The organism is Citrobacter amalonaticus (genome assembly GCF_018323885.1).
Taxonomy (GTDB): domain Bacteria; phylum Pseudomonadota; class Gammaproteobacteria; order Enterobacterales; family Enterobacteriaceae; genus Citrobacter_A; species Citrobacter_A amalonaticus.
The window spans coordinates 1,410,469-1,422,509 of the sequence record NZ_AP024585.1 but is presented as its reverse complement, the minus strand read 5'-3'; the positions used below and the strand labels follow the sequence as shown (position 1 = coordinate 1,422,509).

The 12,041-nt window shown below is 54.4% G+C and carries 10 protein-coding genes; 9 read left to right on the top strand and 1 reads right to left on the bottom strand.

Annotated elements, in window-relative coordinates; all coding sequences use genetic code 11:
- Positions 1-76: 76 nt before the first annotated feature.
- From KI228_RS06595 to KI228_RS06570, 6 genes are read left to right on the top strand one after another with little or no spacing between them, the layout of a single operon-like run.
- Positions 77-1,012: a D-ribose ABC transporter substrate-binding protein gene (locus KI228_RS06595; RefSeq protein ID WP_043001474.1), complete on the top strand. Its 936-nt coding sequence runs from the start codon at positions 77-79 to the stop codon at positions 1,010-1,012.
- A gap of 43 nt (positions 1,013-1,055) precedes the next feature.
- Positions 1,056-1,676, top strand: a complete 621-nt coding sequence (locus tag KI228_RS06590) for a DUF2291 family protein (RefSeq protein WP_054176112.1) — start codon at positions 1,056-1,058, stop codon at positions 1,674-1,676.
- Between the two features lies 1 nt (position 1,677).
- Positions 1,678-3,222, top strand: coding sequence for a sugar ABC transporter ATP-binding protein (locus tag KI228_RS06585; RefSeq protein WP_043001476.1), 1,545 nt, complete (start codon positions 1,678-1,680; stop codon positions 3,220-3,222).
- 17 nt (positions 3,223-3,239) lie between these two features.
- Positions 3,240-4,307, top strand: a complete 1,068-nt coding sequence (locus KI228_RS06580) for an ABC transporter permease (RefSeq protein WP_044256655.1) — start codon at positions 3,240-3,242, stop codon at positions 4,305-4,307.
- Positions 4,308-4,360: 53 nt separating this feature from the next.
- Positions 4,361-5,158: an SDR family oxidoreductase gene (locus KI228_RS06575; RefSeq protein WP_043001478.1), complete on the top strand. Its 798-nt coding sequence runs from the start codon at positions 4,361-4,363 to the stop codon at positions 5,156-5,158.
- A 35-nt stretch (positions 5,159-5,193) separates the two neighbouring features.
- Positions 5,194-5,979, top strand: coding sequence for an SDR family oxidoreductase (locus KI228_RS06570; RefSeq protein ID WP_044266441.1), 786 nt, complete (start codon positions 5,194-5,196; stop codon positions 5,977-5,979).
- Positions 5,980-6,109: 130 nt separating this feature from the next.
- Here the strand turns inward: KI228_RS06570 and betT are convergent, their stop codons facing one another.
- Positions 6,110-8,143 carry a choline BCCT transporter BetT gene (gene betT / locus KI228_RS06565; protein ID WP_141227475.1) on the bottom strand — a complete coding sequence of 678 codons (2,034 nt, stop codon included), beginning with the start codon at positions 8,141-8,143 and terminating at the stop codon, positions 6,110-6,112.
- Between the two features lie 126 nt (positions 8,144-8,269).
- On the opposite strand from betT, the gene betI reads away from it, so the two are divergent.
- Genes betI through betA form a run of 3 tightly spaced genes read left to right on the top strand, consistent with a single transcriptional unit; the run spans position 8,270 to position 12,040 of the window.
- A complete protein-coding gene (gene betI / locus KI228_RS06560) occupies positions 8,270-8,860 on the top strand; it encodes a transcriptional regulator BetI (RefSeq protein ID WP_044266442.1) in 591 nt (196 codons plus the stop codon).
- A gap of 17 nt (positions 8,861-8,877) precedes the next feature.
- On the top strand, positions 8,878-10,350 hold the full coding sequence (gene betB / locus KI228_RS06555; protein WP_061070395.1) for a betaine-aldehyde dehydrogenase: 1,473 nt from the start codon (positions 8,878-8,880) through the stop codon (positions 10,348-10,350).
- 13 nt (positions 10,351-10,363) lie between these two features.
- Positions 10,364-12,040: a choline dehydrogenase gene (gene betA, locus KI228_RS06550; protein ID WP_061070396.1), complete on the top strand. Its 1,677-nt coding sequence runs from the start codon at positions 10,364-10,366 to the stop codon at positions 12,038-12,040.
- Position 12,041: the final 1 nt, after the last annotated feature.

The window sequence follows — 12,041 nt, the reverse complement described above, 5'->3', positions numbered from 1 at the left end:
AGCCCTGTTTTACAAGAATTCATGCTTTACGTTGTTTCACCGTACCCGACAATAACAACACAGAGAGAACATTGTCATGAAATTACGTTTAACGCTGTTAACCGCTGCAACCCTGACTGCTTTGTCTTTTTCTGCCCATGCGGCAGAAAAAGGGACAATTATGATTATGGTGAATTCACTGGATAATCCGTATTACGCGTCAGAAGCCAAAGGCGCCAGTGAAAAAGCCCAGGAGTTAGGCTACAAAACCACCATTTTGTCGCACAGTGAAGATGTCAAAAAACAGAATGAATTGATTGATACCGCTATCGGCAAAAAAGTTCAGGGCATCATTCTGGATAATGCGGATTCAACGGCCAGCGTCGCCGCCATTGAAAAAGCGAAGAAAGCCGGTATTCCCGTCATATTAATCAACCGCGAAATTCCCGTAGATGATGTGGCGCTGGTGCAAATTACCCATAATAACTTCCAGGCAGGTTCTGAAGTTGCCAACGTTTTTGTTGAGAAAATGGGGGAAAAAGGGAAATACGCCGAGCTGACTTGTAACCTCGCCGATAATAACTGCGTTACCCGTTCTAAATCTTTCCACCAGGTGATTGACCAGTTCCCGGACATGGTCAGCGTCGCCAGACAAGATGCTAAAGGGACGCTTATCGACGGTAAGCGAATTATGGACAGTATTCTACAAGCCCACCCGGATGTGAAAGGCGTCATCTGCGGTAACGGTCCTGTTGCGCTGGGTGCTATCGCCGCGTTGAAAGCCGCAAACCGCAATGACGTTGTGGTCGTCGGTATCGATGGTAGCAACGATGAACGCGATGCGGTGAAAGCCGGTACCTTACAGGCGACTGTCATGCTGCAGGCACAGGCGATCGCCGCACAGGGCGTGACCGATCTGGATAACTACCTGCAAAAAGGCGTGAAACCAGAGAAACAACGCGTCATGTTCCGCGGCATTCTCATCACCAAAGATAACGCAGATAAAGTACAGGATTTCAATATCAAGTCCTGATCTCGGGTAGTTGCGCCTCTGCGGAGGCGCAGAGGAGAACATTATGTCTAAAAAAGCCTGGCTGGCGCTGGTGGTATTGACCGTGGGCGGATGCCGCATTGTCTCGCAGCAGGAGCTTGCGGATCTGAAATCTCCGCCAAATCCCCATATGGCCAATATAGACCAGACGTGGCAAAACAAAATTGTGCCGCAAATTGTTGGGCAGGCTCGTCCGGTGGCAGATTTAATGGCTGCGTTACAGGCCGAGAAAGACTTCGATAGCGCCTGTAAAAAACTGGGCTATCGTTCTCAGGAAGAGAACCCCTGCATCTTTTACGTAAAGGTTGAAGGCAATATTGGCACGATCGATACCGCTTCCCGGAGTGGAAAAATGACCATCGCGGACAAAAGCGGCAGCAATATTATTGTTCAGATTGGTCCAACATTACGCGGTACGCAATTACGTGATGCTTATAAGGGCGCGACTTACGGCGATTTTAACGACCAGGTGTTATTTGGCGAGTATGGTCGTGCCATTAACGACCAGGCGATAAAAATGATTCAGACGGCCCAACTTAAAACCGGCGAATCGGCGCAAGTGTATGGTGTATTTTCCGCCTGGGATCTTCCTCAGACGATCCCTGATATTACGCCCGTAAAAATTGAACCTGCAGGAGGACAATAACATGCAACAGCAAGATATCGTCACTCCCCAACCCGTCGAATCGGAAGTCATTATCGAAACCCGCAGCCTGTCTCGTGTCTATCCTGGCGTGGTGGCATTAGATAACGTCAATTATCGGGTATATCGGAATAAAGTGAATGTTCTGATCGGAGAAAATGGTGCAGGTAAATCCACCATGATGAAAATGCTTGCTGGTGTCGAAACGCCATCCTCCGGTGAAATTTTTCTGGATGGTACGCCTGTTTCTATGAATTCGACGCATCAGGCTGAAAAATTGGGTATCAGTATTATTTTTCAGGAGTTGAATTTATTCCCGAATATGAATGTCATGGATAATATTTTCATGGCTAACGAGTTTTTTCAGAAAGGGAAAATTAACGAAAAATACCAGTACGCGTTGGCACAAAGCCTTCTAAAGCGACTGGAACTGGATGTTGATCCATACACGCCCTTAGAAGAACTGGGGATCGGCCACCAGCAACTGGTCGAGATTGCCCGCGCGCTCTCAAAAGATACGCGCGTCTTAATCATGGATGAACCCACCTCTGCGCTGAGTCAGTCTGAAGTCAAAATCCTGTTCAACGTGATTGAGCAACTCAAACGACGCGGCGTCACCATTATCTATATTTCCCATCGGCTGGAAGAACTCATGGAAATTGGCGACTACATCACCATTTTCCGCGACGGTCGCTTTATCAGCGAGCGTCCGGTCAGTGATGCCAGCATTCCGTGGATCATCGAACAGATGGTGGGCGATAAGAAAAAACACTTCGATTATCAACCGGCTCCGCAAGGCAATACGGTTCTCGACGTGCGAGGGCTGACCGCGCTTCACTCCAGCGGCGGCTATAAGCTCAATGACGTGTCGTTCAGCCTGAATAAAGGCGAGGTGATTGGGATCTACGGTCTGCTGGGTGCCGGACGCACCGAGTTGTTCAAAGGACTGGTGGGTCTGATGCCCTGCCAGAGCGGTAGCATTCAACTCAACGGTGAGTGTATCGATAAAGCCCACTTTCAGTCTCGACTTAAGAAAGGGCTTGCGCTGGTGCCGGAAGATAGACAGGGCGAAGGCGTCGTTCAGATGATGTCGATTCAATCCAATATGACGCTCTCTGACCTCAGTCTGCAGGGTTTTCGTCGGGCCTGGAAATGGCTGAATCCGCATAAAGAGCAGACCAGCGTGAAGGAGATGATTCAGCAACTTGCCATCAAAGTCAGCGATCCTGCATTGCCCATCACCTCACTCAGCGGTGGAAACCAGCAAAAAGTGGTACTGGGTAAAGCATTGATGACACAGCCGCAGGTAGTGTTCCTCGATGAACCGACCCGCGGCATCGACGTAGGGGCGAAAACCGACGTGTATCACCTTATCGGCAAAATGGCGCAACAGGGGCTGGCAGTGATGTTTTCTTCATCAGAGCTGGACGAAGTGATGGCGCTGGCGGACCGTATTCTGGTGATGGCTGATGGCCGGATCACCGCTGATGTCCCCCGTCATGCAGTCACCCGCGAGAAGTTGATCGCGGCTTCTACACCGCAAGATTAATCAGGCTGGAATCCATCATGAACCAGAAATATATGATTTACATGTACCTGCTGAAGGCCAGAACGTTTATCGCGCTGCTGCTGGTCATCGCATTCTTCAGCGTGATGGTACCGAATTTCCTGACCACATCTAACCTGCTGATTATGACCCAGCACGTTGCGATTACCGGCTTACTGGCAATTGGAATGACGCTGGTGATCCTCACCGGGGGCATTGACCTGTCGGTCGGCGCCGTTGCAGGGATCTGCGGCATGGTGGCGGGAGCATTACTCACCAATGGCTTGCCCATCTGGGGCGGTAACATCATCTTCTTCAACGTAGCGGAAGTGATCCTCTGTGTCGCCATCTTCGGCGTTCTCGTCGGGTTCGTAAATGGCGCCGTCATCACCCGCTTTGGTGTGGCTCCTTTCATTTGTACTCTCGGCATGATGTACGTTGCCAGGGGATCTGCCCTGCTGTTTAACGACGGTAGCACCTACCCCAACCTTAACGGTATGGAAGCGCTAGGAAATACCGGTTTTGCTACGCTGGGTTCCGGCACGCTGCTCGGGATTTACCTGCCAATCTGGCTAATGATTGCCTTCCTGGTGTTGGGCTACTGGATCACCACCAAAACCCCGCTTGGCCGCTATATCTACGCGATCGGCGGTAACGAATCCGCAGCGCGTCTGGCCGGTGTGCCGATCGTCAAAGCGAAAATTTTCGTGTACGCCTTCTCCGGGTTGTGCGCTGCCTTTGTTGGGTTGATTGTCGCGTCTCAGCTACAAACAGCGCACCCGATGACCGGCAACATGTTTGAGATGGACGCCATCGGCGCCACCGTCCTGGGCGGAACCGCGCTCGCTGGCGGTCGCGGACGGGTATCCGGTTCTATCATCGGGGCCTTCGTCATCGTCTTTCTGGCCGATGGCATGGTGATGATGGGCGTCAGCGATTTCTGGCAAATGGTCATTAAAGGTGTCGTTATCGTCACCGCCGTGGTTGTCGACCAGTTCCAGCAAAAGCTACAGAACAAAGTCATTCTGATGCGTCGCCATGAAGAAAAGCAGACGACAGCACCCTCAGCGAATACCGTATCCAGTTAAGTAGCATCACTCCGCCGGGCATCACCTGTCCGGCTTATACAGGGGAAAGAAATATGCAACGTGATTTTCATGGTAAGACGGTCGTCATCACCGGGGCATGCCGGGGAATTGGCGCAGGTATCGCCGAACGTTTCGCCCGGGACGGCGCAAACCTGGTGATGGTCTCCAACGCGGAGCGCGTTCACGAAACGGCAGAGCAACTGCGCCAGCGCTACCAGGCTGATATTTTATCTTTGCAGGTTGATGTCACTAACGAAGAGCAGGTACAGGCGCTGTATGAGCAAGCCGCTGCGCGCTTTGGCACGATTGACGTCTCCATCCAGAACGCTGGTGTGATCACCATAGATTACTTTGACCGGATGCCAAAAGCTGATTTTGAAAAAACCCTTGCCGTCAATACCACAGGGGTGTGGCTCTGTTGCCGGGAAGCGGCGAAATATATGGTGAAACAGAACCATGGCTGTCTGATTAACACCTCTTCCGGTCAGGGACGTCAGGGCTTCATTTACACCCCGCACTATGCCGCCAGCAAAATGGGGGTGATTGGTATCACGCAGAGCCTGGCGCATGAACTGGCCCCGTGGAACATCACCGTTAACGCCTTCTGTCCAGGGATCATCGAAAGCGAAATGTGGGATTACAACGACCGCGTATGGGGCGAGATCCTCAGTACCGATGAAAAACGCTATGGCAAAGGTGAACTGATGGCGGAGTGGGTTAAGGGCATCCCCATGAAACGCGCCGGTAAACCCGAGGACGTCGCCGGACTGGTCGCCTTCCTGGCCTCTGACGATGCGCGCTATCTTACCGGACAAACCATCAATATTGATGGTGGCCTGATTATGTCGTAATACCCGCCAGGGTATTGATGAAGAGAGTTATCACTATGATCGCAAAAGATTTTGCTCAACAACTGTTTAACCTGCAAGGACGCGTCGCTTTCGTCACGGGCGCAGGTAGCGGCATCGGTCAGACCATTGCCTGGGCGCTGGCCAGCGCGGGTGCACGGGTCGTCTGTTTTGATCTGCGTGAAGACGGCGGATTGAAAGAGACCGCTAATCATATCGACGCGATGGGGGGGCAGTCGGCACTCTATACGGGTGATGTTCGTCAGCTTAGCGACCTTCGCGCCGCCGTTGCCCTGACCAAAGAACGGTTTGGTCGTCTGGATATCGCGGTGAACGCTGCCGGTATTGCCAACGCTAACCCGGCCCTGGAAATGGAAAGCGAACAGTGGCAGCGCGTTATTGACATCAACCTCACGGGCGTCTGGAACTCCTGCAAAGCGGAAGCGGAACTGATGCTCGAATCAGGCGGCGGATCTATCATCAACATCGCCTCCATGTCCGGGATCATCGTCAACCGAGGCCTTGAACAGGCGCATTACAATAGTTCTAAAGCGGGGGTTATTCACCTTTCGAAGAGCCTGGCAATGGAATGGATTGAGAAAGGCATTCGTGTGAACTCCATCAGCCCGGGATACACCGCCACGCCGATGAACACCCGTCCAGAGATGGTTCATCAGACACGTGAATTTGAAAGTCAGACACCAATACAGCGCATGGCAAAAGTGGAGGAGATGGCAGGTCCGGCGCTGTTCCTCGCCAGCGATGCGGCTTCGTTCTGTACTGGCGTCGATCTCGTTGTGGATGGCGGATTTATCTGCTGGTAGACAGATAATCGCCCGCAGCCAGGACGGACTGCGGGCGAGGCGATTAAGCGGTGCCGTCTCATCCAGACCTGACTCGCGGATATGCGGGGATAACTCCCCGCATAACGGCTACTTCTTCGTTTAGCTCGTCCTACATGCCCGGGAACAACACGCCATTTCCTGGCGCTTCACGATCGAGATGAATGAAGTTCAGATGACGTTCGTACTGGTCGAGGATATCGGTAATCACCTGCTCTTTGCTGTAGTCCATCAGGTCATTGCCCTGGCTGCCTTCCAGCAGGAAGGTCTCCAGCCGGTAATAGGTCGATTTCCCGCTGCGCGCACGGTAGGTGAAACCAGGCACGGCATACTGCTGAGGCCAGATCTGGTAGATAAAGTTACGTTCATCGCCCATATGCACCAGCAGGTCGAGGTGACCAAGATTGTCCCCTTCTTCTGGCGGCATACTTTGCAGTTCCACCCTCGCGCCACGCAACCGCAGCTCCTGCGCGACCTCTTCCATCGCCGGATAACAGACTGTTTTCATCATCTCGCGGGTGTAGCGTGTGCCGGGATAGTTCATCAGCCGCGAGAGGCGTTTTTTCCAGCTCAACCGATCCTGCACGCCCAAGGGGCGCGGCGCGGTATGGCGGCTGGCGCTCTCGCGGCGATAATCTTCTACCTTGAGCGATTTATACAACCCGGCCATCACAAAGAAAATCACAAAGCTGAACGGCAGGCCCATGATCACCGTGGTGTTCTGCAGGGCTGAAATTCCGTTCGTCATCAGCATTCCCAGGGTCAGCAGCCCGATGGCCACCGACCAGAAGATACGGATCCAGTTTGGCGCATCGCTGTTGATATCCTTCAGCTTCGAGGTGAAGTTTCCCAGCACCAGCGCGCCGGAATCGGCTGACGTCACATAAAACAGCAGACCGGTGATGGTAGCGACGGAAGCGCTAAACGTGAATGCCGGATATTGTGCCAGCAGGCTATAGAATCCGCGCTCCGGATGCACCATCGCTTCCTGGGCAAATCCCGCATCGCCGTGGATAATTTCATACAACGCGCTGTTGCCGAACACCGACAGCCACAGCAGAGTAAAGGTGAACGGAATAATCAACGTACCGAAGACAAACTGACGGATGGTACGCCCACGTGAGATCCGCGCGAGGAACAGACCGACAAACGGCGACCATGCCACCCACCACGCCCAGAAAAATAGCGTCCAGTTATTCATCCACTCAACCGGACGATCAAAGGCAAAGCTGTTGAGCGTCATCCCCATAAAGCGATTCACATAGTCGCCCACATTGAGCACCAGCGCGTTGAGCAGGAACGAGGTGTCGCCCATAAACAGCACAAACAGGATCAGCCCCAACGCCAACAGAACATTAAGCTCTGAAAGTACGCGGATGCCCTTATCCACCCCGGAAGTGACCGAAATCGTGGCGATCACCACCGACAAGACAATCAGCGCTGCTTTCGCCGCCATCGAATCCGGGATATCAAACAACACGCTCAGACCGTAGTTGAGCTGAACCACACCAATACCCAGCGTCGTGGCGATACCAAAAATAGTTCCGATGACAGCGGCGATATCGACACTGTGTCCAATCGGTCCGTTGATGCGTTTACCGAAGATCGGATACAGCGCAGAACGGATGGTCAGCGGCAGGTTATAGCGGTAGCTGAAGTAACCCAGCGCCATGCCCATCAGGGCATACATCGACCAGCCGGTCAGGCCGTAGTGGAACAACGTCCAGACCATCGACTGGCGCGCCGCTTCAATGGTCTGCCCTGCCCCTTCTGGTGGCTGCATATATTGCGTCACCGGCTCCGCCACAGAGAAGAACATCAGGTCGATACCAATCCCGGCGGCGAAGAGCATGGCCGCCCAACTGAGCAGACTGAACTCCGGTTTCGACTGCTCCGGGCCGAGCTTTACCGAGCCAAAACGCGAACAGGCAATGAAAACAACAAAGACGATGTACAGCGTGGCCGCCAGCAGGTAGTACCAGCCAAAGGTTTTCGAGACCCAGTTCAGGGTCCGGCCAATCCAGACGGCGGAGAAATCACTAAAAAAGAGGGTGGTCAGGGAAAACAACAAAATCAGCCCGGCGGAGGTGTAAAACACCACCGGATTGATTTTGTCCTTTTCTCTGCTCTGCGGAAGGTCTGACATCAATTATCCTCACTTTTCTTGTAACTATTTGAAATCAAATTCGCAACAATTAAGACACATTTATATTGAACGTTCAATCAATAAAAGGTTAAATACATAAACATTACTGATGAATGGAGCCGCAACATGCCCAAACAGGGGATGCAAACCCTTCGGCGCAGACAGCTGATCGACGCTACGCTGGAAGCGATTAATGAAGTCGGGATGCACGATGCGACGATTGCGCAAATCGCCCGTCGTGCCGGTGTTTCAACCGGGATCATTAGCCATTACTTTAAGGATAAGAATGGATTGCTGGAGGCAACGATGCGCGACATCACCAGCCAGCTGCGTCATGCCGTTTTGCATCGACTCCATGCATTACAGGGAGCACGCGCCGAGTTGCGATTGCGCGCCATCGTGGCGGGAAACTTTGACGAGACCCAGATAAGCCACGCCGCAATGAAGGCCTGGCTGGCATTCTGGGCCAGCAGCATGCACCAGCCGATGCTGTATCGCCTGCAACAGGTCGCCAGTAAACGTCTGTTGTCGAACATTGTGTACGAATTTATGCGCGAACTGCCGCGTGAACAGGCGCAGCAGGCAGGCTATGGCCTCGCGGCGCTGATCGACGGGCTGTGGCTACGCGCCGCGCTAAGCGGTAAGCCGTTTAATCTCAGTCTTGCGCAGGCGCTGACCACCCATTTCATCAGTCAGCACTTACCCAAAAGCCACTGACTCACCGAGGAGAATGCATGTCCCGAATGGCAGAACAACAACTTTACATTGATGGTGGCTATACCGCCGCCACCAGCGGTCGGACTTTCGAGACGATCAACCCTGCCAGTGGCGAGATTCTGGCCACCGTACAGGCCGCAGGGCGTGAGGATGTCGACCGCGCGGTAAAAAGCGCTCAGCGCGGACAAAAAATCTGGGCGGCGATGACCGCCATGGAACGCTCGCGCATTCTGCGCCGGGCAGTGGAGATTCTGCGCGAACGCAATGATGAACTGGCGAGACTGGAAACGCTGGATACCGGCAAACCGTTCAGCGAAACCGCCAGCGTCGATATCGTCACCGGCGCAGACGTACTGGAATACTACGCCGGGTTGATTCCCGCGCTGGAAGGGAGCCAACTCCCGCTGCGCGAGACCGCGTTCGTCTACACCCGCCGCGAGCCGCTGGGCGTTGTCGCCGGGATTGGCGCATGGAACTACCCGATTCAAATCGCGCTGTGGAAATCCGCACCGGCGCTGGCGGCGGGTAATGCGATGATCTTCAAACCCAGCGAAGTCACCCCGCTGTCTGCCCTGAAGCTGGCAGAAATCTACAGCGAAGCCGGCCTGCCGGACGGCGTCTTTAATGTCCTGCCGGGCGAAGGCGCAGAAACGGGCCACTATCTGACTGACCATCCGGGCATCGCCAAAGTGTCCTTCACCGGCGGCGTCGCCAGCGGTAAAAAAGTGATGGCAAACGCGGCCGCCTCGTCGCTGAAAGCGGTGACGATGGAGCTGGGCGGCAAATCGCCGCTGATCGTTTTCGAGGATGCTAACGTTAATCTCGCCGCAGACATCGCGATGATGGCAAATTTCTATAGCTCCGGTCAGGTCTGCACCAACGGAACCCGCGTGTTCATTCCGGCGCGGATGAAAAGTGCGTTTGAGCAGACCATTTTGTCCCGCGTGGCGCGGATCCGCGCAGGCGATCTGTTTGATCCCGCCACTAATTTTGGCCCGCTGGTCAGCTTTGCGCATCGCGAAAACGTCCTGCGCTATATCGAAAGCGGTAAAAAAGAAGGTGCAACGCTGCTGTGCGGCGGAGAGGTACTGACGGGAAACGCGTTCGATGAGGGAGCCTGGGTCGCGCCAACGGTGTTTACCGACTGCCGCGACGACATGACCATCGTGCGCGAGGAAATCTTCGGACCGGTGATGTCCATTCTGACTTACGAGAGTGAAGACGAGGTTATTCGTCGCGCCAACGACACTGATTACGGTCTGGCGGCGGGTGTGGTCACTCAGGATCTCAACCGCGCCCATCGCGTCATCCACCAGCTTGAAGCAGGGATCTGCTGGATCAACACATGGGGGGAATCCCCTGCCGAAATGCCGGTTGGCGGCTACAAACATTCCGGTATTGGCCGCGAAAATGGCCTGATGACGCTTCAAAGCTACACCCAGGTGAAGTCCATCCAGCTCGAGATGGCCCCCTTCCAGTCCGTATTTTAACCAGGAGGTTTCATTGCATTTTGACTACATCATTATTGGTGCCGGCTCTGCCGGTAACGTACTGGCTACACGACTGACAGAAGACAGCAATACCACCGTCCTGCTGCTGGAAGCGGGTGGCCCGGATTACCGTGCGGATTTCCGTACCCAGATGCCAGCGGCACTCGCCTTTCCGCTACAGGGAAAACGCTACAACTGGGCCTACGAAACCGAACCCGAACCGCATATGAACTACCGCCGGATGGAATGCGGACGCGGAAAAGGGCTCGGTGGCTCGTCTTTGATTAACGGCATGTGCTACGTGCGTGGCAATGCGATGGATCTCGACAACTGGGCGCAAGCGCCCGGGCTCGAACACTGGAGTTACCTCAACTGCCTGCCCTATTACCGTAAAGCAGAAGCGCGCGATATTGGTGCCAATGACTATCACGGCGGCGACGGCCCGGTCAGCGTGACCACCTCAAAACCGGGCGTGAATCCGCTCTTTGAAGCGATGATCGAGGCGGGCGTTCAGGCAGGCTATCCGCGGACAGACGACCTGAACGGCTATCAGCAGGAAGGTTTTGGCCCAATGGATCGTACCGTCACGCCTCAGGGACGGCGCGCCAGCACCGCGCGAGGCTACCTGGATCAGGCGAGAAAACGCCCTAACCTCACCATTGTGACCCATGCGCTGACTGACCACATCGTCTTTGACGGCAAAAAAGCCGTCGGCGTGGAGTGGCTGGAAGGCGACAGCACGATCCCGACCCGCGCCAGGGCAAACAAAGAAGTGCTGCTGTGCGCAGGGGCGATTGCTTCGCCGCAGATCCTGCAACGCTCCGGCGTGGGTGATGCTGCGTTACTAAAGGCTTTTGCGATCCCGCTGGTTCACCACCTGCCCGGCGTCGGGGAAAATCTGCAGGATCATCTTGAAATGTACCTGCAATATGAGTGTAAAGAGCCCGTGTCGCTTTACCCCGCTCTGCAATGGTGGAATCAGCCGAAGATTGGTGCTGAATGGCTGTTTGGCGGAACCGGTATCGGCGCGAGTAATCACTTCGAAGCCGGAGGATTCATCCGCAGCCGTGAAGCCTTTGCCTGGCCGAACATTCAGTACCATTTCCTGCCGGTGGCGATCAATTACAACGGTTCTAACGCAGTGAAAGAACATGGTTTCCAGTGCCACGTCGGGTCAATGCGCTCGCCGAGCCGCGGTCACGTCCATCTGAAGTCCCGCGACCCACGCGAACATCCGGCAATTCTGTTTAACTACATGTCAACAGAACAAGACTGGCAGGAGTTCCGCGATGCGATTCGTATCACGCGGGAAATCATCAACCAGCCGGCGCTGGATAAATTCCGTGGACGAGAGATCAGTCCCGGCATCGCGTGTCAGACTGACGAACAGCTGGACGCATTTGTGCGCGAACATGCGGAGACGGCGTTTCACCCCTGCGGCACCTGTAAAATGGGCTTTGACGAGATGGCAGTGGTCGACGGTGAAGGGAAAGTGCATGGCGTTGAGAATCTGCGCGTCGTGGATGCGTCGATCATGCCGCAAATTATCACCGGCAATCTGAATGCAACGACCACTATGATTGGCGAGAAAATTGCCGATGCCATTCGCGGACGCGCTCCGCTGGCGAAAAGTACAGCGCGTTATTACATGGCAGGCGACGCGCCGGTACGCAAACCGGCGCGACGGTAAG